This window comes from Limimaricola cinnabarinus LL-001 (genome assembly GCF_000466965.1).
In the GTDB taxonomy this organism is placed as follows: Bacteria; Pseudomonadota; Alphaproteobacteria; order Rhodobacterales; family Rhodobacteraceae; genus Limimaricola; species Limimaricola cinnabarinus.
Map to the genome: position 1 here is coordinate 123,181 of NZ_BATB01000002.1, position 24,900 is coordinate 148,080.

Here is a 24,900-nt window from a genome sequence, read left to right on the forward strand (position 1 = left end):
GGTTCCTTACCCTGGGGCGCGTTGCGCCGATTGCCGCATCCGGTCTATAGCCGCAGCCGAGCCGCATCACAAACCGGAGCCCGCCCCATGGCCGATACCAACACCGCCCAGCTCGAAACCGCGATTGAGGCCGCCTGGGAGGCGCGCGACACGATCACGCCCCAGACCACCGGCGAGACCCGCGAGGCGATCGAGGACACGTTGAACGCCCTCGATTCCGGCAAGCTGCGCGTCGCCGAAAAGCGCGGGCAGGACTGGCACGTGAACCAATGGGCCAAGAAGGCGGTGCTCCTCGGGTTTCGCATCAAGGACATGGAGATGCAGTCGGGCGGCCCGCAGGGCAGCGGCTGGTGGGACAAGGTCGACAGCAAGTTCGAGGGCTGGGGCGAGAACCGCTGGCGCGAGGCGGGCTTTCGCGCCGTGCCCAACGCCATCGTGCGCCGCTCGGCCTATATCGCGCCCGGCGTGGTGCTGATGCCCTCCTTCGTCAACCTCGGCGCCCATGTCGACAGCGGCACCATGGTCGACACCTGGGCCACCGTCGGCTCCTGCGCGCAGATCGGCAAGAACGTGCACCTCTCGGGCGGCGTCGGCATCGGCGGTGTGCTCGAACCGCTGCAGGCCGACCCGACCATCATCGAGGACAACTGCTTCATCGGCGCGCGCTCCGAGGTGGTCGAGGGCTGCATCGTCCGCGAGGGCTCGGTGCTTGGCATGGGGGTCTATATCGGCAAGTCGACCAAGATCTTCGACCGCGAGACCGGCGAAGTCAGCTATGGCGAGATCCCGCCCTATTCGGTCGTGGTCTCGGGCTCGTTGCCCTCGAAGGGCGGCGTGAACCTCTACTGCGCCGTGATCGTCAAGAAGGTCGACGCCCAGACCCGCTCCAAGACCGGCATCAACGAGCTGTTGCGCGACTGATCGACGCCGCGTTCCGGGCGCGGGCGCAGGAACCGCTCCCGCCGCCCGGACCTTGGGTGGGCATGATCCAGAGCCTGTCCCTTCCGCTTTTGCTGGCCGTCTTCGCTCTCGCGGGGGCGGCCGTCATCTTCTCATCGATCCGGGCCACCCGGCTGGCCGACATCATCGCCGACCGCACCTCCATGGGCGAGGCGATGGCGGGAGGCATCATCCTCGGAGGCGCGACCTCGCTCGCGGGCGTGGTGGTCTCGGTCAACGCCGCGCTCGACGGTGACGCCTCCTTCGCCTTTTCGAACGCGGTGGGCGGCATCGCGGCGCAGACCCTGTTTCTCGCCATCGCCGACCTGATCTACCGCCGCGCCAATCTCGAACACGCCGCCGCGGAGCCCGCCAACCTGTTTCAGGCGGTGATGCTGATGATCCTGCTCAGCCTGCCGCTTTGCGCCATCGCGGGGCCGGACATCTCCTATTTCGGCGTGCATCCCGTCTCGGTGGTGCTGTTCCTCGTCTATCTCTACGGCGTTCGCGTCTCGGCCCGTGTCTCCGAAGAGCCGATGTGGCGCCCTGTGATGACCTCCGAGACCCGCACAGACGAGCCGGAGGACGAAGACGAGGCCGGCCGCTCGGTGACCGGCCCGGCTCTGCGCTTTGCGGGGCTGGTGCTGGTGATGGGGGTGGGCGGCTTCGTGATAGCGCAGGTCGGCAGCGCCTTCATCGAACGCTTCGGGCTGCGCTCTGGCCTCGTGGGATCGCTGATCACCGCCGTGGTGACCTCGCTCCCCGAATTCGTGACCACCATCGTCGCGGTGCGACGCGGGGCGCTGCAACTTGCCGTCGGCGGGATCATCGGCGGCAACACCTTCGACACGCTGTTTCTCGTGATCTCGGATCTGAGCCTGCGTGAAGGCTCGCTCTATCACGCGGTCGGCACGACCGACCTCTACTGGCTCGGCACCGGGCTCTTGATGACCGGCATCCTGCTGGCCGGGCTGATCGCGCGGCAGCGCGAGGGCCCCGCGAGGATCGGCTTCGAGAGCGTCGCCATGCTTGCGGTCTATGCCATCGCCGCCACGGTCGAGGTCGTGGGGTAAGGCCAATGTCCCGATGTCGCCCGATCAGGCCAGGCCGCAGACCAATATCGCGCGGCGGGGAACGATTTCGTGAGCGGCTGGTTACCGCTGCAACAGCCCGGAATGTCCGGGCCTCAGGTTTGGAGTGACGACATGACGGGTGTGGGTTGGTTCATGACCATCATCATCGGCGCGATCGCCGGATGGCTGGCCGAAAAGGTGATGAAGGCGGATATGGGTCTGTTGATGAACATCATCATCGGCATCCTCGGCGCGCTGCTGTTCAACTGGCTGCTGAGCCTGATCATGGGCGAGGCACTCGTGGGCTGGATCGGATCGCTGATCGCGGGCTTCATCGGTGCCTGCATCCTGATCTTCCTCGCCCGGTTGGTGCGCGGCAAACGCGCCTGACATCCGGCAGGATCGGACAACCGAGACCCCGCGCCAGCAAGGCGCGGGGTCTTGCGTATCCGGCCCCGCGATGCCACCTGCCTGCCGATCGAATGAGGGAGACGCGCATGGCCGAGAAGCAGGACAAGCCCAAGCGGGTGCAGCAGGTCTACACGCTGCTGGTCGAGGTCGGCCGCAAGCAGGGCGACGGCCTCCCCGAGGAAGCCACCGGCGCCGCACTGATGTGCTATGCCTCGGGCGTCGACGAGGCCGAGGCGGTGCGCGAGACCGTGGCGATCCTCAAGCAGGCCGATCTCGCCCCTCTGGATGTCACCGGCTACGGCACGCTCGACGAGCGTCTGGCCGAAGGTCACGACATCGAGGAGGAGGAGCGCGAACTGATGGGCCGCGCGCTCGAGGAGAACTCGGTCATCGTGGCGCAGATGACCCCGTTCTTCGAGGACGCCAAGGGCGGTTCCGACACGCTTCATTGATCCGCTCCGCGATCCCGGTCGATTGAAACCGCCCGGCCCGCGCGTTACGCCTTCTCCGAGCCGAAGGAGTGACCGGATGTCCCAGACCATCGATCCCGCCGACCTGACCGCGCGGCTGATCCGCTGCGCCTCTGTCACCCCCGAAGAAGGCGGCGCGCTGGTGCTGTTGCAGGAGATGCTGGAACGGGCGAGCTTCGACTGCACCCGCGTCGACCGGAACGGCATCGCCAACCTCTTCGCCCGCTGGGGCGCCAAGGACGCCGAGAAGAGCTTCGGCTTCAACGGCCATACCGACGTGGTGCCGGTGGGCAACCGTGACGACTGGTCGGTCGATCCCTTCGGCGCAGAGGAGAAGGACGGTCAGCTCTACGGGCGCGGCGCCTGCGATATGAAATCGGGCGTGGCGGCCTTCGTGGCCGCTGCCATCGATTTCGTGCAGACGACGCCGCCCGATGGCGCGGTGATCCTGACCATCACCGGCGACGAGGAGGGCGACGGCGTCGATGGCACCCGTGCGCTGCTCGACTGGATGGACGAGACCGGCGAGCGGATGCGGATGTGCCTCGTGGGCGAGCCGACCTGCCCCGAGAACTTCGGCGAGATGATCAAGATCGGGAGGCGCGGCTCGCTCAACGCCTTTGTCACGGTGACCGGGACGCAGGGCCACGCGGCCTATCCGCACCGCGCCAACAACCCGATCCCCGCGATGGCGCGGCTGGTCGACCGCCTGTCGAACCATGCGCTCGACACCGGCACCGAGCATTTCGACGCCTCGACGCTGGCGGTGGTGACGCTCGATACCGGCAACCCGGCCACCAATGTGATCCCGCGCCAGACCCGCGCCACGCTCAACATCCGGTTCAACGACCTGCACACGGGCCGCAGCCTGAAGGAATGGCTCTGGGCCGAGGCGGACTGGGTCGCCGAGGAGTTCGGCGTCGAGATCGGCATCGAGGTGAAGGTCTCGGGCGAAGCTTTCCTGACGCCGCCGGGCGAACTTTCGGCCATGGTCGCCAGAGCCGTCGAGGCCGAAACCGGCATGGTGCCGGAACTGTCGACCACGGGCGGCACCTCGGATGCGCGCTTCGTCAAGAACCACTGCCCGGTGGTGGAGTTCGGTCTCGTTGGCCAGACCATGCACCAGGTCGACGAACGGGTGGAGATCGCGCAGATCCACCGGCTCAAATCCGTCTATACCCGCATCCTCGAAAGCTACTTCACGTGAAACACGATATCATCGAGACCACCGATCTCACCCACTGCCACGCGCTGCGCCGCACCGTCTTCATCGAGGAGCAGAACGTCTCCGAGGCCGAGGAGATGGACGGGCTGGACCACGAGGCGATCCACCTGCTGGCCACCTGCGACGGCACGCCGGTCGGCACCGCGCGGCTGCTGCTGCGCGGTGAGACCGGCAAGATCGGCCGCGTCGCGGTGCTGCGGACGCATCGCGGCACCGGCCTCGGGGCGGCGATCATGCGCATGGCCGAGGAGGTGCTGCGCTCGCGTCCCGGCGTCACCCAGCTCTACCTCTCGGCCCAGACCCACGCCCTGCCCTTCTACGAAAAGCTCGGCTACACGGCCTACGGCCCCGAATACGACGACGCGGGCATTCCGCATCGCGACATGGAAAAGCGGCTCAGGAGCTGAGCGCGCGACGTGATCGCGTGACGAGACCCCATGCGCGTGCTACCTGCACGCCATGAACAGATTGCCCTCCCGCGACGAGATCCTGCAATGGATCTCCGACAACCCGACCCAGACCGCGAAACGCGACATCGCCCGTGCCTTCGGCATCAAGGGCGCGGCGCGGATCGACCTCAAGCGCATCCTGCGCGAGCTCGAGGCCGAGGGGCATCTCGAGAAGAAGCGCAGGACCTACCGCGATCCCGAGCGGCTGCCTCCGGTCTCGGTGCTCTCGGTGCTGCCGCCCGACGCGGATGGCGACCTCTGGGCCCGCGCGCTCGAATGGCACGGTGAGGGCGAGGGTCCCAAGGTGCTGCTGCTGCCGCGCGAAAGCGACGCGGCGATGGGCGCGGGCGACCGCATCCTTGCCAAGCTCACCGCCACGCCAGGGGAGGAGCACGACTACACCGCGCGGCTGATCCGCAAGATCGGCACCAACCCGCTGCGCATCTTGGGCATCTTCAAGAAGGCCTCCGAGGGCGGGCGCATCGTGCCGATCGACAAGGGCGTCGACAAGCAGTGGATCGTCCCCGAAGGGGCCGAGCACGGCGCCAAGGACGGCGAGCTGGTGGAGGCCGAGCAGGCCGGCCCCAAGGGCCGCCTCGGCCTGCCCAAGGCGCGCGTGATGTCGCGCTTGGGCGATCCGACCGCGCCGCGCGCCGTCTCGCTCATCGCGATCCACCAGCACGGCATTCCCGACCATTTCCCCGACGCGGTCCTTGCCGAGGCCGACGCGATGAAGCCCGCGGGCCTCAAGGGTCGCACCGACCTGCGCGAGCTGCCGCTGATCACCATCGATCCGTCGGATGCGCGCGATCACGACGACGCGGTGCTGGCCCAGCCCGACGACGCCCCCGACAACGAGGGCGGGCACATCCTCTGGGTCGCCATCGCCGACGTGGCTAATTACGTCACGCCCGGCTCGGAGCTCGACCGCGAGGCGCGCAAGCGCGGCAACTCGACCTATTTCCCCGACCGGGTCGTGCCGATGCTGCCCGACCGGCTCTCGGGCGATCTGTGCTCTCTGCATGAAGGCGTGCCGCGCGCGGTGATCGTCGTGCGCATCCGCATCGACGCGGAAGGCAACAAGATCGGCCACAAGTTCGAGCGCGCGCTGATGCGCTCGGCCGCTTCGATGTCCTACGAAGAGGCGCAGGAGGCGATCGACGGCACCCCGACCGACCGCGCCGCCACCATGCTCGACGAGGTGCTGCGCCCGCTCTGGGCCGCCTACGCCGCGCTGAAAAAGGCGCGCGAGCGGCGGCAGCCCTTGGAGCTCGACCTGCCCGAGCGGCGGATCGAGCTGAACGAGATGGGTCAGGTGACGGCCATTTCCTTCAAGGAGAGGCTCGACGCGCACCGGCTGATCGAGGAGTTCATGGTGCTGGCCAATGTCTGCGCCGCCGAAACCCTGATCGCCAAGCGCCAGCCGCTCTTGTTCCGGGTCCACGAGGAGCCCAACCCCGACAAGCTCGACGCGCTGCGCGAGGTGGTGAAGGGGTCGGGGCTGGTGCTGGCCAAGGGGCAGGTCCTCAAGACCGCGCATCTCAACCGCTTGCTGGAGCAGGCGCAGGGCACCGAACAGGACGAGTTGATCAACCTCGCGACGCTGCGCTCGATGACGCAGGCCTATTACAACGCTGAGAATTTCGGCCATTTCGGCCTCGCGCTGCGCGATTACGCGCATTTCACCTCGCCGATCCGGCGTTACTCCGACCTGATCGTGCATCGTGGCCTCGTCTCGGCGCATGGCTGGGGCAAGGATGGCCTGTCGGATCACGATCTTGAACGCCTCGACGAAACCGCCAAGCAGATTTCCGACACCGAGCGCCGCTCCATGCTGGCCGAGCGCGACACCACCGACCGCTACCTCGCCGCCTTCATGTCCGACAGGATCGGCGCCGAGCTGCCGGGCCGGATCAGCGGCATCGCCCGCTTCGGCGTGTTCGTGAAGCTCGACGAGACCGGCGCCGACGCGCTGGTGCCGATCCGCTCGCTGGGCAACGAGTTCTTCCATTACGACGCCGCGGATCAGACCCTGATGGGCGCAGACAGCGGCCGGGTCATCGCGCTGGGCCAAAGGGTTACGGCGCGTCTCGTCGAAGCCGCGCCGATCTCTGGCGGGCTCATTGCCGAGCTGGTCGAGATCGACGGCGCGACCATGCCGCGCGGCCCCTCGCGCCGCCCCGGCAAACCGCCGCGCCACAAGGCCGGTGCCGCCAAGAAGAAGGCCGCCGTCAAGGCCAAGAAGGAAAAGCGCAAGGTCACGCGCAAGCGCTGAGCCCGCGAACGCCCTTGGGGCAGCAGTACCGCTGCCCCGACCATGCGGGGATGGAGAGGCTTTGGGCCTGAGCGGTTTCCCGCCGCTGGCCACCCTGCCCCGTGCCGACTCGCCCGCTTCGCGGTAGTGCTGCCACAAAGCAAAAGGAGCGGGCGGTGCGGAACTTGACGAGCTTTGGACGGACGGGCCTTCTGGGCCTTACAATCGCGGCCCTGGCGTCCTGCGGAGCGGTCTCGGGCCCGCTCGACAGCTCGCCCCGGCCCCCGGCCCGTGCGGAACAGATGGACGAGAACATGCGACCCCGACCCAACGCAGGCTTTTCGAACTGGGTCGGCGGCTACCGGTCCCGCGCCCTTTCGGCTGGCGTCTCCGGGGCCACCTTCGACCGTGCCTTCGCCTCCGCGGGCTACATCCCCGGCGTGATCGAAAAGGACCGCAACCAGGCCGAGTTCACCAAGTCCCTGGGCGATTACCTCTCCACTGCCGCCTCGGACACGCGGGTCGAGACCGGACGCGCGATGCTGTCGCAATATTCGAGCCTGCTCTCCGAGATCGAGGCCCGCTACGGCGTCGATCGGCAGACCGTGCTCGCGGTCTGGGGCATGGAGAGCAATTTCGGCAAGCGGCGCGGCGAGATCCCCGTCATCTCGGCGCTGGCGACGCTGGCCTATGAGGGACGGCGCGGCCGCTTCTTCGAGCAGCAGCTCACCTCGGCGCTCAAGATTCTGCAGAACGGCGACGTGACCCCTGAGAACATGAAGGGCAGCTGGGCCGGGGCGATGGGCCACACCCAGTTCATCCCCACGAGCTACGAGGCCTATGCCGCCGATTTCCGCGGCGACGGGCGGCGCGACATCTGGTCCGACGATCCGACCGACGGGCTCGCCTCGACCGCGAAGTACCTGTCGAACTTCGGCTGGCGCAAGGGCCAGCCTGGGGTGTCGAGGTGGTACTGCCCTCGGGCTTCAACTACGGCCTCGCGGGCGGCGCCAAGAAAAGCGCGGCCGAATGGCAGGCGCTCGGCGTGCGCGCCGCGACCGGCGGCCAGATCCGCGACTTCGGCGCCGCCGAGATCCTCGTGCCGGAAGGCGCGCAGGGCGTGGCCTTCATGACGTTCAAGAACTTCGACGTCATCAAGCGCTACAACGCCGCCGACGCCTATGCGATCGGCGTGGGGCATTTGGGCGACCGCATCGCCGGGGGCGCGCCGCTGCGCACGAAGATGGCCATGGGCCGAACGCTGAACCGGGCCGAGCGCTCGGAGGTCCAGCAGCGGCTGACCGCGCTGGGCTATGACACCGGCGGCAGCGACGGCATCATCGGCCCCAATTCCATCGCCGCAATTCGCCGCTACCAGCAGGCAAACGGCCTGGCGGTGGACGGCTTCGCCTCCGAGGCGCTGCTCAAGCGGCTGCGCTGAGAAACGAGCCGCCCTTCGGGGCGGCCTTGCTCATCCGGCGGGGTCGCAGGCCTCGCCGCGCATGCAGGCGGCCAGCCGATCACGCGTCGCGGCGTCGGGTGCCGCCTGCACCTTGCCCGGGCAAGGCTCCAGATCGACGACCAGTTGCCCCTCCTCCTCACGTGCGAAGATCAGCACCTCGTCACCAGGCGCGAGGCTGCCGCACCACGGCCCCGCGCAGGAGGGTTGCAGCAGCACCGCCGTCTCCACGGGCGTGTCGAAACCGGTGGGGCCGAGCTGGTAGCCAGAGAGGCCCGCCGGGATCGCGGGCGGCGTGGCGTTGGCGGGAGCGGCGGCGACGGAGGGGGGCAGCTTCGAAGCGTCGAAGCTCAGGCGACCTACAAAGGCGCGGTAGCTCTCGGGCGCGGCATGGATTTCCACGAAGCTGCGGACCGGGTCGGGAACGAGGCAGGACAGCGCGGCGGCAGGCTGGGCCGCCACCGCAAAAGCCAGGCTCAGATAAGCGGTCCGAGCTGCGCCAGAGCCTGCTCGTAGACCTGCCGCTTGAAGGGCACGATGGCCGAGACCAGATCGGCGGGGTCGATCCATTTCCATGCGCTGAACTCCGGATGCTCGGTGGCGATGTCGATATCCCCGTCCGTCCCGGTAAAGCGCATCAGCACCCAGGTCTGGGCCTGGCCGCGATAGCGGCCGCCCCAGATATGCGGCACCACGTCGGAGGGGAGGTCGTAGCGGAGCGGCGCTTCGGTCTGGGCCACCATGATCACCTTGTCGGGCGTCACGCCGGTTTCCTCGCCCAGCTCGCGCAGCGCCGCCGTGGTCACGTCTTCGCCCGGGTCAATGCCGCCCTGCGGCATCTGCCAGGCGTCCCGGTCGCGGTCGATCCGCTGGCCGACGAAGACCTTGCCTTCGGCATTCGCCAGCATCACCCCGACGCAGGGGCGGAACGGCAGGGCGGCGATCGAGGCGGGTCTCACTGGGCGGTCTCCCCCTCGTCGGCCTCGGCCGGGGCCTCGGCGCGCTCGTCAGGATCGGGCAGCGCGCGGGGACCGAGCGCCGAGAGACCCTTGAGGATGTCGATCGCATAGGCGAGCTGGTAATCCTGCTCGCGCAGTTCGGCGGCGGCCTCGGCCCGCGCGCGATCCTCTTCGAGCTGCTTAATCTCGTCCTCTGTCAGGCTGTCATTGTCGAGGCTGCCGCGCAGATCGGCCTCCGAGCGCAGCGAACGCGGCGTCGTCGTCTCCTCCTCGGTCTCGTCCACCGGTGCGGGGCGTGGCTGTTCGACGATGATGTCGGGCGAGATGCCCAGCGCTTGGATCGAGCGTCCCGACGGCGTGTAGTAGCGCGCCGTGGTCAGCCGCATCGCGCCCTCGCCACGCAGCGGCATCACCGTCTGCACCGATCCCTTGCCGAAGCTCTGGGTGCCGACGACGATGGCGCGGCGGTGGTCCTGCAACGCGCCCGCGACGATCTCCGAGGCCGAGGCCGAGCCGCCATTGACCAGCACCACCATCGGCTTGCCGTCGATCAGATCGCCGGGGGTGGCGTTGTTGCGATCCGACTGCGCCACGTCGCGGCCACGGGTCGAGACGATCTCGCCCGCCTCAAGGAAGGCGTCGGAGACGTAGATCGCCTGGTTCAGCAGGCCGCCGGGGTTGTTGCGCAGATCGAGCACCACGCCGTTGACGTTGTCGAGCCCGCCCGCCTTCTCGATCTCGTCGGCCAGCCCCGATTGTAGGTCGGGGAAAGTCTGGTCGTTGAAGGTGGTGACGCGCATCACGATGGTGTCGCCTTCGGTGCGCGCGCGCACGGCGTTGAGCTTGATCGTGTCGCGGATGATCGACACGTCGAAGGGCTCGTCCTCGCCCTCGCGCACCACGGTGATGATGATCTCCGAGCCGACCGGCCCCCGCATCAGGTCCACCGCCTCGTCGAGCGTCAGGCCGAGCACGCTTTCGCCATCGACGGCGGTGATGAAATCACCGGCGAGGATACCTGCGGCGTCGGCGGGTGTGCCGTCCATCGGCGAGACGACCTTGACGATCCCCTCCTCCTGCGTGACCTCGATCCCGAGGCCCCCGAACTCGCCGCGCGTCTGGGTGCGCATGTCGGCGGCGTCCTCGGGCGAGAGATAGGAGGAATGCGGGTCGAGCGAGGTCAGCATGCCGTTGATCGCGGCCTCGATCAGCTCACCCTCGTCAACGGTCTCGACATATTCGGCGCGGATCCGCTCGAAGATGTCGCCGAAGAGATCGAGCTGCTCGTAGACGCTGGCGTTGCGCTCGGCTTCCTGTGCCACGAGCGGCCCTGCCACCTGCGTCGTGACGACGAGCCCGAGCGCGGTGCCGCCGAGTGCCGCCAGTACCAGTTTCCTCATGCGCAACATTCCCTCTGCCTGCGGCGCGTGCCGCAATTTGGGCGCGCGCCGGTCAGGCCGGCGCGAACCATGTCGCGGGGTCGACGGGCGCATCGCCCTCCCGCACTTCCAGATAAAGCGTTTCCGGCTGGCGTGCGCCACCACCCTGCGCCGTTTCGGTCAAGATTTCGTGCGGCGCGGGCAGCTCTCCGCCCATCAGGCCGATGGCCGCGCCCTCCGGCAGGATCTCCCCGGTACGGCCATAGACCTCGGCCAGCCCCGCGAGGATCACCAGCACGCCGGCGGCCGGCTCGAGGATCGCCACATTGCCGTAATCGAGCAATTCGCCGCGAAACCGCAAGGTCGCCGCGACCGGCGTGGAGACGAGGCTGCGCGGCGCGGTGGCGATGACGAGGCCGGGCCGCGCGACGCCGGAGGCATCCGCCTCGCCGAAGCCGCGCAGCACCTGCCCCTGCACCGGCAAGGCGATGCTGCCCTTGAGCGCCGAGGCGTCGGGTACCGTGCTCGACAATTCGGTGTCGACGGTCTGTGCCAGCCCCGAGGCAAAGGCGTCGAGCGTGTCGGTCGAGGCCAGAAGCAGGGCCGTCGCCACCGGGTCCTCGCTGAAGCGCAGCGGCAGGTCGGTGCGCTCCGAGATTGCCTCAGAAAGGGCGCTGCGCGCCGTCTGCGCCCCCGCGAGCCCCTCCTCCAGCGTGCCGATAGCGCTTTGCTGCAAGGCGGCGAGGTCGGCGGCCTCCTGCAGATCGGCGCGCAGCGCCTCGGCCTGGGCCTGCAGCGCCGGCGTCACCTCGGTCGCGATGAGGCCCGAGCGCGCGGTGCCCAGAGACCCCGCCGGGTGCAGCAGCAACAGCGGCGCGGGCGCGCGCGACATCGACAAGAGCGCCCCAAGAAGCCCCGCGATCTCGGCCCGCTTGGCGCCAAGCTCCACGGCAATGGCCCGCTCGCGGATCGCGGCGCGGCGCAGCCCGTCGCGCAGCGCCTCCAGCCCTTCTTCATAGGCGCGCACCGTCTCGGTCAGCGCCGCGACCCGGTCGCGCGAGGCCTGCGCCGCTGCGAGCGACTGGCTCGCGGCGGCAAGCCGCGCCGCCGCCGCCTGCGCCGCCGTCGCCGTGTCCTGCGCCATGGCGGTCCCGGCAGGTCCGGCCAGCAGCGCCAGCGCGAGGAGCAGCGCCGCCCTCATTCGATGAGGCTGCGCCCGGTCATCTCGGGCGGCAGGTCGAGCCCCATGAGATCGAGCAGCGTCGGCGCGAGATCGGCGAGCCGGCCTTCGCGCAGCCGCGCGCCCTCGGGCCCGCCGAACAGCGCCACCGGCACCGGGTTGAGCGTGTGAGAGGTGTGCGGCCCACCGGTCTCGGGGTCGATCATCGTCTCGCAGTTGCCGTGATCGGCAGTGACGATCATCACGCCACCCGCCTTTTCGAGCGCTGCGCAGACCCGCGACAGGCCCGCATCCACCGCTTCGCAGGCGCGGATCGCCGCAGCCAGATCGCCGGTATGGCCGACCATGTCGGGGTTGGCGAAGTTGGTGACGATCAGGTCGTAGCCCTTCTCGATCGCGCCGACGAAAGCTTGGGTCACCTCTTCGGAGGACATCTCGGGCTGCATGTCATAGGTCGCGACATTGGGCGATTTCGGCATGAACCGGTCCTCGCCCTCCTCCGGCTCCTCCTTGCCGCCATTGAGGAAGAAGGTGACATGCGGGTATTTCTCGGTCTCGGCCAGACGGAACTGCGTGCGGCCTTTGGCAGCGACCCATGCGCCCAGCGTGTTGACGATGTCGCGCTTGGGGAACACCGCCTTGTACCATGCCACGTGCCGGTCGGAATATTCCACCATGCCCAGACGCGCGGCGAGCGCCGGGGTGGCGCCCCGATCAAAGCCGTCGAAATCGGGATCGGCTATGGCGGCGAGGATCTCGCGCGCGCGGTCGGCGCGGAAGTTGAGGCAGAAGAGCCCGTCCTGCGGCTGCAGGCCCTCGTGGTCGCCGATCACCGTGGCGGGGATGAACTCGTCGGTCTTGCCCGCGTCCCAGGCCGCCTTCACCGCCGCGAGCGGGTCGTCGGCGCGGGGGCCTTCGCCCCGCATGATGGCGTCATAGGCGGTCTTCACCCGGTCCCAGCGGTTGTCGCGGTCCATGGCGAAATAGCGGCCGATCACGGTGGCGATCTTCGTGCCCTCGGGGAGCCTTTCGATCAGGTCCTCGAGATAGGCGTCCGCCGAGGACGGCGCCACGTCGCGCCCGTCGGTGATGGCATGGATCGTCACCGCCACGTCGCGATCGCGCAGCGCCTTGGCGGCAGCGACGATATGGTCGAGATGGCCGTGAACACCACCATCCGAGACGACGCCGAACAGATGCGCCGTGCCGCCCGAATCCTGCAATGTCTTGGCGAAGTCGACGATCGCCTCGGCATCGAAGAAGGAGCCGTCCTCGATCGCGAGGTCGATCTGGCCCAGATCCATCGCCACGACCCGGCCCGCGCCGATATTGGTATGGCCGACTTCGGAGTTGCCCATCTGGCCCGAGGGCAGGCCGACATCGGGTCCATGGGTGGTCAGCGTCGCGTGCGGGCCTTGCATGATCCGGTCGAAGGTCGGGGTCTTGGCGAGGGCGGGCGCGTTGCCGGTGGTCTCCTCGCGCTGGCCCCAACCGTCGAGGATGCACAGGACCACGGGTTTGGGTATCGCCATCTCGAAAGCCTCCTCGGAAAATCTCGTGGTCAGTCCTGAGGCAAAGCGGCGGCGATGTCCACCAAGGCGGGATCAGACCCTGTGATAGGGCGATCCGGCGAGGATCGAGGCCGCGCGGTAGAGCTGTTCGCACAGCATCGCGCGCACCAGCATGTGCGGCCAGACCATCGGCCCGAAGGAGAGCATGGCATCGGTACGGACGCGCAAGGCGGGGTCGATCCCGTCGCACCGCCGATCACGAAGGCGATTTCCGCGCGGCCCTGATCGCGCCAGCCCGCGAGCATCTGCGCGAAATCGGGCGAGGTCATCTCGCGACCGCGCTCGTCCATGGCGCAGATCACGGCGCCGTCCGGAATGGCACGGTCCAAGAGCGCGGCCTCGGCGGCCATGCCGCCACACTTGCGGTCGTCGACTTCGCTGATGGTGAGAGGGCCGAGGCCCAGCGCCCGCCCGGTTCGGTCGAACCGGGTGGTGTAGTCGTCGACCAGCACGCGTTCGGGGCCGGATTTCATCCGGCCCACCGCGCAGATCCTGACGCGCATCAGCGGAAGCTGTCGGCGGCCGCCCCGGAAGGCGCCCACATCTTCTCCAGCTGGTAGAACTCGCGGACCTCGGGTCGGAACACGTGCACGATCACGTCGCCGGTGTCGATCAGCACCCAGTCGCCGGTTTCCTTGCCCTCGGTCTTCGAGAGCACGCCGTATTCCTGCTTGAGCTTGTCGGTCAGGTGTTCGGCGATGGCGGCGACCTGACGGGTCGAGCGGCCCGAGGCGATCACCATGTAATCGCCCATCTCGGAACGCCCGCGCAGATCGATCTGCACGACCTCTTCGGCCTTGTCGTCATCGAGGGAGACGAGGATCGCTGCCAGCAGCTTTTCGCTCGTCGCGGAGGGCGCCCGGCCATCAGGCCCGCGCCCTGGGGAGCAGCTTGCGCCGCTTGGGTGGAAAGGGACAGGTCATCATCCTCCGGTTTCACGCCGCCGACTTTGCCCCGGCGCCGGGCATATGTTCAATGTAGCAAGGCAGGGGCCCGTTTTCAACGATCCCGGTCCTCGCCTGCCGTCACTCGGCGGCGGGTTGCGCGACACGCAAGGCGGAGCCATCGAGCACCCGAACCTCGCGTTGCGGAAAGGGAATCGAGATGCCTTCGGCCTTGAACGCATCCCAAAGCGCGAGGAACACGTCGCCGCGGATATTGGTGAGCCCCGCCGTCGCATCGTCGATCCAGAAGCGCAGGGTATAGTCCACGCTCGAATCGCCGAAGGCGGTGATATGGCAGACGGGGGCGGGCTTTTCCAGAACCCGCGTGCAGCCCGCTGCGGCGGCGGTCGAGACCCGCCGCACGAGGTGCGGGTCTCGCCGTAAGAGGCGCCGAAGGAGATATCGATGCGCACCGAGTTGTCGGAATGGGTCCAGTTGACCACCTGCGTGGTGATCAGGTCCTCGTTCGGAATCAGGTATTCCTTGCCGTCGCGGGTGACGACGGAGGCGTAGCGCGCGCCCAGAGTCGAGATCCAGCCGAAGGTCTCGCCGAGCGAGATCACGTCACCGGGCTTGATCGATTTGTCCAGAAGGATGATCAGCCCCGAGACGAGGTTCGACACGACCTTTTGCAGGCCAAAGCCCAAGCCCACGCCGATCGCGCCCGACAGCACGGCGAGGCCGGTCAGGTCGACCCCCACCGCCCGCAGCCCGACGAAGACCGCGATGCCGTAGAACAGAAGCTGCGACAGCTTGACCGCCAGCACCTGCATCGAGGGGCTGATCTCGCGGTTGCTCTCGATCCGGTGCGCCGAGGTGCGCGCCAGCAGGCGCGCGATGAAGAAGGCCACGCCCAGCACCAGCGCCGCCTTGAGCACCAGAAGTACCGAGATCCGCAGATCGCCCAGATCGATCGAGAGGCTGTCGAGCAACCGCGCGGTTTCGTTCGTCAGGTCGAGGATGCGCAGCGTGATCCAGGTCCAGGCGCCGTAACGCACCACGCCGCGCAGCAGCGGGTTCGAGATCAGGCGCGACACCAGCGCCACGAAAAGCCACCCCGTGGCGAGATTGGCCACGATCCGGAGCACGGCCGCGCCGCCCAAGGGCGCCAGCTGTTCGACCACGGCGACGGCGATCCAAGCCAGCACCACGAACAACACCGCGCGCAGCCGCCGATGCAGCGTCACCGCGTAGCGCATCCGCCAGCGCGGCCAACCGCTGCGCTTTCGCATCCAGTCGTGCAGCTTCGGCCCGAGCCAGGCCCGGCCCAGATGCGCCAGCGCGAAGGCCCCGAACAGGATCGCGACCTGCCAGGCGTTCCAGGGCTGCATCACGCCCTGCGTCACCCGTTCGGCATCCTGCAGGAGCCGTTCGCCGAAATCGCTCGCGGCGGCGGCGATCACCTCGGGCGCCTCGGCCGCCTGCTGCGCCATCTCGGCGGCGGTCTCGCCCGCCTCCGCCGTGGCAGCCCCTGCCACGTCGTCCAACCCGGTCTCCGGCTCCATCGCCCGCTCCGCCCTGCCTCATTGCTCCGGAGCATGTAGCGCCCCCGCCCCCCCGGTCCAGCCGCTACGACGTCGTGACGCCGCGACGGGGCGAGGTGCGCCTGTGGGGCCGTGCGCGGGCCTCTTGTGCCGCAGGGTCCGACGGAGTATCTGGGCGCCATGACACGGGTCTTCGACATGGACGATCGCGCGCGGCTGCCTTGGCGGTTCTTCGGCGCGACCTGCACGATCCTCGCGCGGCTTTGACGCGGCGGGGCGCGATTGCGCGCCCGATCGACCCTTGGGCGCGCAATCGCGCCCCGTCACCTACATCCAGCCGCAAGAGGATATCTCCCATGACCGGCAAGACACTCTACGACAAGATCTGGGACGCCCATCTCGTTCATCAGGCCGAGGATGGCTCGAGCCTGATCTACATCGACCGCCACCTCGTGCATGAGGTCACCAGCCCGCAGGCCTTCGAAGGCTACGCATGGCGGGCCGCCAGGTGCGTGCGCCCGAAAAGACCATCGCCGTGCCGGACCACAACGTCCCCACCACCGAGGGGCGCGACAAGGTCATCGAGAACGAGGACAGCCGGATCCAGGTGGATGCGCTCGACAAGAACGCCCGCGATTTCGGCATCAACTACTATCCCGTCTCCGACGTGCGTCAGGGCATCGTCCACATCGTCGGCCCCGAGCAGGGCTGGACCCTGCCTGGCATGACGGTCGTGTGCGGCGACAGCCACACCGCGACGCATGGCGCCTTCGGCGCGCTGGCGCATGGCATCGGCACATCGGAGGTCGAGCACGTGCTCGCGACCCAGACGCTGATCCAGTCGAAGTCCAAGAACATGAAAGTGGAGATCACCGGAAAGCTGGCGCCGGGCGTCACCGCCAAGGACATCACGCTTTCGGTGATCGGCAAGACCGGCACCGCGGGCGGCACCGGATATGTCATCGAGTATTGCGGCGAAGCGATCCGCGCGCTGTCGATGGAAGGCCGGATGACGGTCTGCAACATGGCGATCGAGGGCGGCGCCCGCGCCGGGCTGATCGCGCCCGACCAGACGACCTTCGACTACGTCAAGGGCCGCCCCCACGCGCCGAAGGCCGCGCAGTGGGAGGCCGCGATGGACTGGTGGAAGACACTCTATTCCGATGACGACGCGCATTGGGACAAGGTCATCACCATCCGCGGCGAGGACATTGCACCGGTCGTCACCTGGGGCACCTCGCCCGAAGATGTGCTGCCGATCACCGACGTCGTGCCCGCGCCCGAAGCCTTCAAGGGCGGCAAGGTCGAGGCCGCCAAGCGCGCGCTCGACTACATGGGGCTGACCGCCGGCACGCCGCTCAAGGACATCAAGATCGACACGGTGTTCATCGGGTCCTGCACCAATGGCCGGATCGAGGATCTGCGCGCCGCGGCCGCGATCCTCAAGGGCAAGAAGATCAAGGACGGCATGCGCGCCATGGTCGTGCCCGGCTCGGGCCTCGTGCGCGCGCAGGCCGAGGAAGAGGGCTTGGCCGACATCTTCAAGGAGGCGGGTTTTGAGTGGCGCCTCGCGGGCTGCTCGATGTGTCTTGCCATGAACCCCGATCAGCTCTCGCCCGGCGAGCGCTGCGCCGCGACCTCGAACCGCAACTTCGAGGGGCGTCAGGGCAAGGGCGGGCGCACCCACCTGATGAGCCCGGCGATGGCGGCGGCCGCCGCGATCACCGGACATTTGACCGACGTGCGGGAGATGATGTGATGGACAAGTTTGAAAGCTTCTCGGGCGTCGCCGCCCCCATGCCGCTGGTCAACATCGACACGGACATGATTATCCCCAAGCAGTTCCTGAAGACCATCAAGCGGTCGGGGCTGGGCGTGAACCTGTTCGCCGAGATGCGTTATCTCGACGACGGATCGGAGAACCCCGATTTCATGCTCAACACCCCGGCCTACCGCAACGCCGAGATCATCGTCGCTGGCGACAATTTCGGCTGCGGCTCCTCGCGCGAGCACGCGCCTTGGGCGATCAAGGATTTCGGGATCAAATGCGTGATCGCGACCAGCTTCGCGGACATCTTCTTCAACAACTGCTTCAAGAACGGCATCCTGCCGATCGTGCTGCCGCAAGAGCAGGTCGATGTGCTGATGAAGGATGCCGAGAAGGGCTCGAACGCGCGGCTCGACATCGATCTCGAGAATCAGACCGTGACCACCTCCGAGGGCGAGAGCTTCGCCTTCGAGGTCGACCCGTTCCGCAAGCATTGCCTGTTGGAAGGCCTCGATGACATCGGCCTGACCCTGGAGAAGGTCACCTCGATCGACGGCTTCGAGGCGCAAGCGAGTCAGGCCCGGCCCTGGGTCTGACCTCCGATCCATCCAAGGTTGATTCGACCATGAATGAGGCGGCCCCAAAAGGGCCGCCTCATTGCATTTGAACCCTGTACGAACGGATATTGCCGCAAGGTCATCTTGGAACAACATCATATGGTGCCCTGTTAGGGGCTTGGCCCTACATACCAGCCTCGGCACTGCTTCATTCTGGGTGAAATGCCGCATTATGGGTCCATTACTGCGCCTCGCACGTCGCAAAAGCGCCGCAGTTCAAGGGCTTCTTGTTAACTATTCGTTGCTGCCTTCATCGGGAAAGGGCACAAATAGTGGCAGGATTGAGGCAAATCGGCCCGCATGGGCCGTATCACGCCGGTACAGAGCCGCGACAAGCAAACGTGGCCGCCCGGTGCAGGAATGGGCAGACTATGGTCACGCGATTGACAGGAGGACTCCTGCGAGCGGCGCTGGTGGTGTTGATGATCGCGACACCTTCGATGCTGCTGCCGGCAGGTGGATCGGGCACCCCCGAAATCGTCGCCCTCGTGGCGCTGGCCGCCGGGCTGTTCACGGCGGTCGAATACACCTCGCTTTCGCCGAGCCTCGTCGAATTCCGCGACGCCCAGCCCTTCAACCGGATCCGCTTCGTGACCACGGCCGCGGCGGTGTTCCTGCTGTCGTTGATGATCCGCGACGCCGCGGGCGAGGCCTCGACCATCACCGCTCTCGTCGTCGCCTTGGCCACACCGCTGGGCCATGCGCTCGACATCCCCTATTCGCCGGTGCGGTTGGTGATGCTGACCCTGCCCGAGGGCACGCCCGCCGTGCTCGCCGATCAGGTGCGCACCGGTGCTGCGCTGAGCTACCTGATCTCGCTGGGGTCGCTGGTGACCTTCGCGGCAATGCTGCGGTTTCGCGGCTGGCCGATGCGCAGCGGCAATTTCAACGTCTGGATCAACCTGCCCACCTTCGACCCGACCGCGGGCCCCGACGTGATCTGGCGGCTGCGCCGTGACGGGCAGTTCAACCTCGTGCTGGGCTTCCTGCTGCCCTTCGTGATCCCGGCGCTGATGGCCCTTGGCGGGCCGGTGTTCGGCCCTCTCAACCTGTCGAACCCGCACACGCTGATCTGGACCCTCACCGGCTGGGCCTTCCTCCCGGCGAGCCTTTTGATGCGCGGCGTGGCGCTGCAACGCGTGGCCGACATGATCGGGGCCCAGCGCGAACGCGCCACGGCGCGCGAGGCCGGGCTGCTCCCCGCATGACGCCCGGGGCGCGCGCCCGTGTCGCCGCCCCTCTCGTCCTTACCACGCTGCTGCTGGCCGGCACCGCCCCGGCCGAGCCGATCCGCCTCGCCACCTATGATCCCGGCCTGAGCCGTGACGGGCCCGGCCTGCTGCTGCGCGACATCCGACGCGGGGAGGCGCAGGCCTCTGATGCCGCCCGGATCATCGCCCATGCCGCCCCTGACATCCTGCTGCTGACCGGCTTCGACCACGACTCGCAAGGCGTGGCCCTCGCGGCTTTCGCGACGCTGCTGCGCGACACCGGCGGGCCGGACTATCCGCATCTGCTGACCCTGCCCTCCAATGCCGGGCTCGCCTCTGGGCTCGACCTCGACGGTGACGGGCGCAAGGGGGCCGCGCGCGACGCACAGGGCTATGGGCGCTTTACCGGCGACGGCGCGATGGCGCTGCTGTCGCGATTTCCGGCGGAACCGGTCCGCGACCTCACTCCCATGCTCTGGCGTGACCTCCCCGGCGCGACCCAACCTGTATCCAACGGCGCGCCCTTCCCGTCCGAGGCGGCGCAGGCGGCGCGGCGATTGTCGAGCACCGGGCATTGGGTGCTGCGGCTGCGAACGCCCGACGGCCCGCTCACCCTCATGGGGTTCGCCGCGACGCCGCCGGTGTTCGACGGCCCCGAGGATCTCAACGGGCTGCGCAACCGCGACGAGATCCGGGCGTGGCAGCGGCTCATGGATGGCGATCTCGGCGCGCCCCCCTCCCCCCCCTTCGCGATCCTCGGCCTGGCCAATCTTGATCCCGCCGACGGCGCCGGGCGACGTGCTGCGATGCGCGACCTCCTGGGCGATCCGAGGCTCATCGATCCACGCCCCGCGAGCGCCGGGGGCCGCGCCCATGCCGACGCCAATCACGCGGGCGACCCCGGCCTCGACACCGCCGATTGGGACGCGGCGCCCGATGGCCCCGGCAACCTGCGCGTCGATTACATCCTGCCGTCGCGCGCGGGCCTTTCAGTGATCGAGGCGGGCGTGGTCTGGCCCGAAGGCGGCGAGATCGCCGAGATCGCGGCCCGCGCCTCGGCGCATCGTCTGGTCTGGGTCGACGTTGAGTTGGAGTGACGCCCCGCTCCGCTCCGGGAAACACCCCGCGCAAACTTGACCCTGCGGCGGCCTCGGGCTACCGCATCGCCATTCCATTCGTTTCAAATCGGAGCGCGCAACGTGTCCAATCCTTCCCTTCTGATCCTCGCCGGAGACGGCATCGGTCCCGAAGTCATGAACGAGGTGAAGAAGATCATCGGCTGGTACGGTGACAAGCGCGACCTCGCCTTCGACGTCGAGGACGATCTCGTCGGCGGCGCCGCCTTCGACGCCCATGGCACCCCGCTCACCGATGCGACCATGGAAAAGGCACAGAACGCCGATGCGGTGCTGCTCGGCGCCGTAGGCGGGCCGAAATACGACACGCTCGACTTCTCCCAAAAGCCCGAGCGCGGCCTCTTGCGCCTGCGCAAGGAAATGGACCTGTTCTCGAACCTGCGCCCTGCGCAGTGCTTCGACGCGCTGGCCGATTTCTCCTCGCTCAAGCGCGACGTGGTCGCCGGGCTCGACATCATGATCGTGCGCGAGCTGACCTCCGGCGTCTACTTCGGCGAGCCGCGCGGCATCCACAAGGAGGGCAACGAGCGCGTCGGCGTCAACACCCAGCGCTACACCGAAAGCGAGATCGCCCGCGTCGCGCGCTCGGCCTTCGAGCTGGCCCGCCGTCGCAACAACAAGGTCTGCTCGATGGAGAAGGCCAACGTCATGGAATCGGGCGTGCTCTGGCGTCAGGTGGTGACCGAGATCCACGAGGCCGAGTACGCGGATGTCGAGCTGAGCCACATGTATGCAGATGCGGGCGCGATGCAGCTCTGCCGCTGGCCCAAGCAGTTCGACGTGATCGTCACCGACAACCTCTTCGGCGACCTGCTGTCGGACGCCGCCGCGATGCTGACCGGCAGCTTGGGCATGCTGCCCTCGGCAAGCCTCGGCGCGCCGATGGCCAATGGCCGCCCCAAGGCGCTCTACGAGCCGGTGCACGGTTCGGCCCCCGACATCGCGGGTCAGGGCAAGGCCAACCCGATCGCCTGCATCCTGAGCTTCGCCATGGCGCTGCGCTACAGCTTCGATCAGGCGCCGAGGCCGAACGGCTGGAGAAGGCCGTCGAGAAGGTGCTCGCCGATGGCAAGCGCACCGCCGATCTGCTCGGACCCGAGGGCGGCACGCCGATCTCGACCGCCGAGATGGGCGACGCGATCGTCGAGGCGCTCGACGCCTCGCTCTGAGCGACCTGCGGGCGGGGAAAACCCGCCCGCCCTCCCGCTCCCCGCCTTGCATCGCCCTCCGGGCTCGGCCAATGGTGGCGCCAACACCAACAGGCTGACCGGGAGAACGCGCATGGGCAACAATGCGAAAGGCGCGCTGCTGGCGCTCGTGTCCTTCGGCGTCTTCGCCACGCATGACGTGATCGTCAAGGTGCTGGGTGGCGGCTACTCGCCGGTGCAGCTCATCTTCTTCTCGGTGACGCTCGCCTTCCCTTTGGCGATGTTCATGATCATCGGCGACCCCGAACCCGGCACGCTGCGCCCGCGCCATCCTTGGTGGGTGGCGCTGCGCACCGCCGCGGGTCTGCTCACCGCGATCTCGGCCTTTTACGCCTTTTCGGTGCTGCCCCTTGCGCAGGTCTACGCCCTCATCTTCGCCTCGCCGCTGATCATCACCGTGCTGGCGATCCCGGTCCTGGGCGAAAGCGTCGGTCCACGCCGCTGGGGGGCGGTGCTGGTGGGGCTCGTGGGCGTTCTGGTGGTGTTGCGCCCCGGCGCGACCGAGCTGGGGCTGGGGCATCTCGCGGCGCTGGGCGCGGCGATCGGCGGCTCCACCGCCTCGATCATCGTGCGCAAGATCGGCAACGAGGAGCGGCCCATCGTGCTGCTGCTCTATCCGATGATCGCCAACTTCGTGGTAATGGGTGCCGCGCTGGCCTTCGTCTACAAGCCGATGCCGGTGTCGCATTTCGGACTGATGGCGCTGATCGCGGTGCTGGGCTGGATCGCAGGCCGCATCATGGTGTCGGCCTACTCCACCGGCGAGGCGGTGGTGGTCGCGCCGATGCAATACAGCCAGATCATCTGGGCCACCGCCTATGGCGCGCTGTTCTTCGACGAATTGCCGGACGGGCCCACGGCGCTGGGCGCGGGCATCATCATCGCCTCGGGGATCTACATCGTGGCGCGCGAGGGGCGCGGCGGCAATTCGGCGCATCGTCCCGTCTCGCGGACCCGGCTGCGCTACGAGACCGGATCGAGCCCCCGCGCCAGCGTGCTCAAGCGATTCCTGCGGCCCGGACGGTTCCGCGCGGAATGAGCGCAGGCCCTCTTGCAAAGCCGCAAGCAAGGCGTTAGGTCGGCGCCACGGTCGGAGTGTAGCGCAGCCTGGTAGCGCACCTGCTTCGGGAGCAGGGGGTCGGAGGTTCGAATCCTCTCACTCCGACCAGTTTTTCCCCGCATGACAGCCTTGCGACGTCTTCGGACGCTTTCCCTTCCGTGGCGAAACATGTAGGGACCTCACGAACTTTCAGGAGGCTCCAGAACATGGGCTACAAGGTCGTCGTCGTCGGCGCCACGGGCAACGTGGGTCGCGAAATGCTCAACATCCTGGACGAGCGCGCGTTTCCGATCGAGGAAATCGCCGTTCTCGCCAGCCGCCGCTCGCTCGGCACCGAGGTGAGCTTTGGCGACCGAACTTTGAAAACCCAGGACCTCGCCGCCTTCGACTTCACCGGCTGGGACATCGCGCTCTTTGCCGTGGGCTCCGAGGCCACCAAGGAATACGCCCCCAAGGCCGCCTCGCAGGGCTGCGTGGTGATCGACAACTCGTCGCTCTACCGCATGGACCCCGACGTGCCGCTGGTGGTCCCCGAGGTCAACGCCGACGCGGTGATGGGCTATACCAAGAAGAACATCATCGCGAACCCCAACTGCTCGACCGCGCAGATGGTGGTGGCGCTCAAGCCGCTGCACGACCGCGCCCGGATCAAGCGGGTCGTCGTCTCGACCTACCAGTCCGTCTCCGGCACCGGCAAGGACGCCATCGACGAGCTGTGGAACCAGACCAAGGGCATGTATGTCCCCGGTCAGGAGGTCGAGCCTTCGGTCTATCCGCGCCAGATCGCCTTCAACGTGATCCCGCATATCGACGTCTTCATGGAAGATGGCGGGACCAAGGAAGAGTGGAAGATGATGGTCGAGACCAAGAAGATCCTCGACCCCGCGATCAAGCTCACCGCGACCTGCGTGCGGGTCCCGGTCTTCGTCGGCCACGCGGAATCGATCAATATCGAATTCGAGGAGTTCCTCGACGAGGACGAGGCCCGCGACATCCTGCGCGAGGCCCCCGGCATCCTCGTGATCGACAAGCGCGAGCCCGGTGGCTACGTCACCCCCGTCGAATGCGTGGGCGACTATGCCACCTTCATCTCGCGTATCCGTCAGGATGGCACGGTCGAGAACGGCCTGAACCTGTGGTGCGTATCCGACAACCTGCGCAAGGGCGCCGCGCTCAACGCGGTGCAGATCGCCGAAGTGCTGGGCCAGAAGGCCCTCAAGAAGGGCTGAGCCCGCCTCAGACCTGCACGAGGCGGCGCCTTGCCTTGCGCGCCGCCTCGCCTACAACCCTCTCCGGCGGAGCCGGGACCACTGCCCCGGCCCCACTGTCGCGCACCTCAATTATCGCGCATGTTAACGTAGTCCCAGGACTGGATCGTGCCCTCATGGGCATCGATGATCAGGGACACCTCGCTCCCATAGCTGTCATAGGCCACGATCCGGCGCGCCTCGGCATCGACAAGCCGTGCCTCGCGGTAGCCCTGTTCGGACAGCTTTGCGATCACCCCGTCGAAATAGCCAAGCACGTCCTGCGCCAGTGACAGGGACGGCGCGATCAGGGCCACGCCCATGGCGCAGCCTGCCAGAACATTGAATCTCATAGCGTATCCAATCTTTAACTGACGGCTCCATGCCGGCCCGGCGCGGATCGCGCCGTGGGATGACCGTCGAACTGATTGCAAATCGGAGACGCTTCGCGCTCCTTTTGACGCTACGTCACCAATGCATCGAAACTACACTTTTCGAGCTCATACCGCAATCTTGTGCCGGTAAAGCGGCCCATCTCCGCATTATCCGAATACAACCTCAAGGAGCGCTGGACTTCTTAAGTCTCTGCCCATCGGGCATTTTTGCAAGCCGCGATCCTAGTCTGAAACGACAGCATTCCAAGGATGCACCACGCGCCCGCCCGCAACCCCAAAGTTTCTCGCCAGCGCCCGGCGCAACCAGGAGGCTGAACCGCTTCCCTGATAGATTCGCCTGTCCCCCGAAGGCCCCGCAGCAAGAGGACGGTCCCGGTCGGACGACAGGCGAGGTGGCTGTAGGGGGGCGCATGATTTTCCGTGCGGGGGAACACAGAACAAGGTCACGTCCGTCAAGCTGG

At 67.7% G+C, this 24,900-nt stretch carries 19 protein-coding genes, 1 tRNA gene and 6 pseudogenes; 17 read left to right on the forward strand and 9 right to left on the reverse strand.

The window, feature by feature from the left end:
* Nucleotides 1–87: 87 nt before the first annotated feature.
* From dapD to MBELCI_RS01690, 8 genes and pseudogenes are all read left to right on the forward strand, one after another.
* Nucleotides 88–921 carry a 2,3,4,5-tetrahydropyridine-2,6-dicarboxylate N-succinyltransferase gene (gene dapD, locus MBELCI_RS01655; RefSeq protein WP_021692397.1) on the forward strand — a complete coding sequence of 278 codons (834 nt, stop codon included), beginning with the start codon at nucleotides 88–90 and terminating at the stop codon, nucleotides 919–921.
* A gap of 62 nt (nucleotides 922–983) precedes the next feature.
* Entirely contained in the window at nucleotides 984–2,012 is a 1,029-nt protein-coding gene (locus MBELCI_RS01660) for a sodium:calcium antiporter (protein ID WP_045319559.1), read from the forward strand.
* 132 nt (nucleotides 2,013–2,144) lie between these two features.
* Entirely contained in the window at nucleotides 2,145–2,402 is a 258-nt protein-coding gene (locus tag MBELCI_RS01665; RefSeq protein WP_045319560.1) for a GlsB/YeaQ/YmgE family stress response membrane protein, read from the forward strand.
* Between the two features lie 107 nt (nucleotides 2,403–2,509).
* Complete coding sequence (locus MBELCI_RS01670; protein ID WP_021692400.1) at nucleotides 2,510–2,875, forward strand: DUF8846 family protein; 366 nt, start codon at nucleotides 2,510–2,512, stop codon at nucleotides 2,873–2,875.
* A 76-nt stretch (nucleotides 2,876–2,951) separates the two neighbouring features.
* The gene (gene dapE / locus MBELCI_RS01675) at nucleotides 2,952–4,100 is read left to right on the forward strand and encodes a succinyl-diaminopimelate desuccinylase (RefSeq protein ID WP_021692401.1); all 1,149 of its coding nucleotides are present in this window, start codon (nucleotides 2,952–2,954) and stop codon (nucleotides 4,098–4,100) included.
* Entirely contained in the window at nucleotides 4,097–4,525 is a 429-nt protein-coding gene (locus tag MBELCI_RS01680) for a GNAT family N-acetyltransferase (protein ID WP_021692402.1), read from the forward strand. The genes dapE and MBELCI_RS01680 overlap by 4 nt, the downstream gene beginning before the upstream one ends.
* Before the next feature lie 52 nt (nucleotides 4,526–4,577).
* A complete protein-coding gene (rnr, locus tag MBELCI_RS01685; protein WP_045319561.1) occupies nucleotides 4,578–6,842 on the forward strand; it encodes a ribonuclease R in 2,265 nt (754 codons plus the stop codon).
* 164 nt (nucleotides 6,843–7,006) lie between these two features.
* Nucleotides 7,007–8,262: pseudogene (locus MBELCI_RS01690) on the forward strand (lytic murein transglycosylase).
* Between the two features lie 30 nt (nucleotides 8,263–8,292).
* On the opposite strand, the gene MBELCI_RS01695 reads toward MBELCI_RS01690, so the two are convergent.
* The 8 genes and pseudogenes from MBELCI_RS01695 to MBELCI_RS01730 all read right to left on the reverse strand — a co-directional run bounded on the left by MBELCI_RS01695 (nucleotide 8,293) and on the right by MBELCI_RS01730 (nucleotide 15,818).
* Entirely contained in the window at nucleotides 8,293–8,742 is a 450-nt protein-coding gene (locus MBELCI_RS01695; protein WP_021692406.1) for a hypothetical protein, read from the reverse strand.
* Nucleotides 8,743–8,756: 14 nt separating this feature from the next.
* Entirely contained in the window at nucleotides 8,757–9,239 is a 483-nt protein-coding gene (locus MBELCI_RS01700; protein WP_021692407.1) for an RNA pyrophosphohydrolase, read from the reverse strand.
* Nucleotides 9,236–10,639 (reverse strand): S41 family peptidase, encoded by a 1,404-nt coding sequence (locus MBELCI_RS01705; RefSeq protein WP_021692408.1) that lies wholly within the window; start codon nucleotides 10,637–10,639, stop codon nucleotides 9,236–9,238. The genes MBELCI_RS01700 and MBELCI_RS01705 overlap by 4 nt, the downstream gene beginning before the upstream one ends.
* A gap of 52 nt (nucleotides 10,640–10,691) precedes the next feature.
* Nucleotides 10,692–11,819: a murein hydrolase activator EnvC family protein gene (locus MBELCI_RS01710; protein ID WP_021692409.1), complete on the reverse strand. Its 1,128-nt coding sequence runs from the start codon at nucleotides 11,817–11,819 to the stop codon at nucleotides 10,692–10,694.
* Nucleotides 11,816–13,330: a 2,3-bisphosphoglycerate-independent phosphoglycerate mutase gene (gpmI, locus tag MBELCI_RS01715; protein ID WP_021692410.1), complete on the reverse strand. Its 1,515-nt coding sequence runs from the start codon at nucleotides 13,328–13,330 to the stop codon at nucleotides 11,816–11,818. The genes MBELCI_RS01710 and gpmI overlap by 4 nt, the downstream gene beginning before the upstream one ends.
* 141 nt (nucleotides 13,331–13,471) lie before the next feature.
* A pseudogene (locus tag MBELCI_RS01720) lies at nucleotides 13,472–13,872 on the reverse strand (23S rRNA (pseudouridine(1915)-N(3))-methyltransferase RlmH); the annotation flags it as partial.
* Nucleotides 13,872–14,236, reverse strand: a pseudogene (rsfS, locus tag MBELCI_RS01725) (ribosome silencing factor); the annotation flags it as partial. The pseudogenes MBELCI_RS01720 and rsfS, both read right to left, overlap by 1 nt.
* A gap of 158 nt (nucleotides 14,237–14,394) precedes the next feature.
* A pseudogene (locus MBELCI_RS01730) lies at nucleotides 14,395–15,818 on the reverse strand (mechanosensitive ion channel family protein).
* Nucleotides 15,819–15,929: 111 nt separating this feature from the next.
* Here MBELCI_RS01730 and MBELCI_RS21220 point away from each other — a divergent pair.
* The 9 genes and pseudogenes from MBELCI_RS21220 (at nucleotide 15,930) to MBELCI_RS01770 (ending at nucleotide 24,026) form a co-directional block, all read left to right on the forward strand.
* Nucleotides 15,930–16,064: an isopropylmalate isomerase gene (locus tag MBELCI_RS21220; protein ID WP_200861242.1), complete on the forward strand. Its 135-nt coding sequence runs from the start codon at nucleotides 15,930–15,932 to the stop codon at nucleotides 16,062–16,064.
* Between the two features lie 89 nt (nucleotides 16,065–16,153).
* A pseudogene (gene leuC, locus MBELCI_RS01735) lies at nucleotides 16,154–17,556 on the forward strand (3-isopropylmalate dehydratase large subunit).
* Nucleotides 17,556–18,161, forward strand: a complete 606-nt coding sequence (gene leuD, locus MBELCI_RS01740) for a 3-isopropylmalate dehydratase small subunit (RefSeq protein ID WP_021692416.1) — start codon at nucleotides 17,556–17,558, stop codon at nucleotides 18,159–18,161. Before leuC ends, leuD begins: the two are co-directional and overlap by 1 nt.
* A 404-nt stretch (nucleotides 18,162–18,565) precedes the next feature.
* Nucleotides 18,566–19,390: a hypothetical protein gene (locus tag MBELCI_RS01745; RefSeq protein ID WP_369385336.1), complete on the forward strand. Its 825-nt coding sequence runs from the start codon at nucleotides 18,566–18,568 to the stop codon at nucleotides 19,388–19,390.
* Nucleotides 19,387–20,490 (forward strand): endonuclease/exonuclease/phosphatase family protein, encoded by a 1,104-nt coding sequence (locus MBELCI_RS01750; protein WP_021692418.1) that lies wholly within the window; start codon nucleotides 19,387–19,389, stop codon nucleotides 20,488–20,490. Before MBELCI_RS01745 ends, MBELCI_RS01750 begins: the two co-directional genes overlap by 4 nt.
* A gap of 102 nt (nucleotides 20,491–20,592) precedes the next feature.
* A pseudogene (gene leuB / locus MBELCI_RS01755) lies at nucleotides 20,593–21,698 on the forward strand (3-isopropylmalate dehydrogenase).
* A 112-nt stretch (nucleotides 21,699–21,810) separates the two neighbouring features.
* Nucleotides 21,811–22,776, forward strand: coding sequence for a DMT family transporter (locus MBELCI_RS01760; RefSeq protein ID WP_045319563.1), 966 nt, complete (start codon nucleotides 21,811–21,813; stop codon nucleotides 22,774–22,776).
* Nucleotides 22,777–22,828: 52 nt separating this feature from the next.
* Nucleotides 22,829–22,905, forward strand: a tRNA-Pro gene (locus MBELCI_RS01765).
* Between the two features lie 98 nt (nucleotides 22,906–23,003).
* On the forward strand, nucleotides 23,004–24,026 hold the full coding sequence (locus MBELCI_RS01770; RefSeq protein WP_021692420.1) for an aspartate-semialdehyde dehydrogenase: 1,023 nt from the start codon (nucleotides 23,004–23,006) through the stop codon (nucleotides 24,024–24,026).
* A gap of 107 nt (nucleotides 24,027–24,133) precedes the next feature.
* Here MBELCI_RS01770 and MBELCI_RS01775 read toward each other — a convergent pair whose 3' ends face one another.
* Nucleotides 24,134–24,397: a hypothetical protein gene (locus MBELCI_RS01775; protein ID WP_021692421.1), complete on the reverse strand. Its 264-nt coding sequence runs from the start codon at nucleotides 24,395–24,397 to the stop codon at nucleotides 24,134–24,136.
* Nucleotides 24,398–24,900: the final 503 nt, after the last annotated feature.

Bases quoted from the DNA above. Each gene is read 5' to 3' on its own strand.
- dapD (WP_021692397.1), top strand. From the start codon at position 88: ATGGCCGATACCAACACCGCCCAGCTCGAAACCGCGATTGAGGCCGCC.
- MBELCI_RS01770 (WP_021692420.1), top strand. From the start codon at position 23,004: ATGGGCTACAAGGTCGTCGTCGTCGGCGCCACGGGCAACGTGGGTCGC.
- MBELCI_RS01760 (WP_045319563.1), top strand. From the start codon at position 21,811: ATGGGCAACAATGCGAAAGGCGCGCTGCTGGCGCTCGTGTCCTTCGGC.
- MBELCI_RS01665 (WP_045319560.1), top strand. From the start codon at position 2,145: ATGACGGGTGTGGGTTGGTTCATGACCATCATCATCGGCGCGATCGCC.
- MBELCI_RS01660 (WP_045319559.1), top strand. From the start codon at position 984: ATGATCCAGAGCCTGTCCCTTCCGCTTTTGCTGGCCGTCTTCGCTCTC.
- MBELCI_RS01705 (WP_021692408.1), bottom strand. From the start codon at position 10,639: ATGAGGAAACTGGTACTGGCGGCACTCGGCGGCACCGCGCTCGGGCTC.
- MBELCI_RS01750 (WP_021692418.1), top strand. From the start codon at position 19,387: ATGACGCCCGGGGCGCGCGCCCGTGTCGCCGCCCCTCTCGTCCTTACC.
- MBELCI_RS01670 (WP_021692400.1), top strand. From the start codon at position 2,510: ATGGCCGAGAAGCAGGACAAGCCCAAGCGGGTGCAGCAGGTCTACACG.
- dapE (WP_021692401.1), top strand. From the start codon at position 2,952: ATGTCCCAGACCATCGATCCCGCCGACCTGACCGCGCGGCTGATCCGC.
- rnr (WP_045319561.1), top strand. From the start codon at position 4,578: ATGAACAGATTGCCCTCCCGCGACGAGATCCTGCAATGGATCTCCGAC.
- leuD (WP_021692416.1), top strand. From the start codon at position 17,556: ATGGACAAGTTTGAAAGCTTCTCGGGCGTCGCCGCCCCCATGCCGCTG.
- gpmI (WP_021692410.1), bottom strand. From the start codon at position 13,330: ATGGCGATACCCAAACCCGTGGTCCTGTGCATCCTCGACGGTTGGGGC.
- MBELCI_RS01710 (WP_021692409.1), bottom strand. From the start codon at position 11,819: ATGAGGGCGGCGCTGCTCCTCGCGCTGGCGCTGCTGGCCGGACCTGCC.
- MBELCI_RS01775 (WP_021692421.1), bottom strand. From the start codon at position 24,397: ATGAGATTCAATGTTCTGGCAGGCTGCGCCATGGGCGTGGCCCTGATC.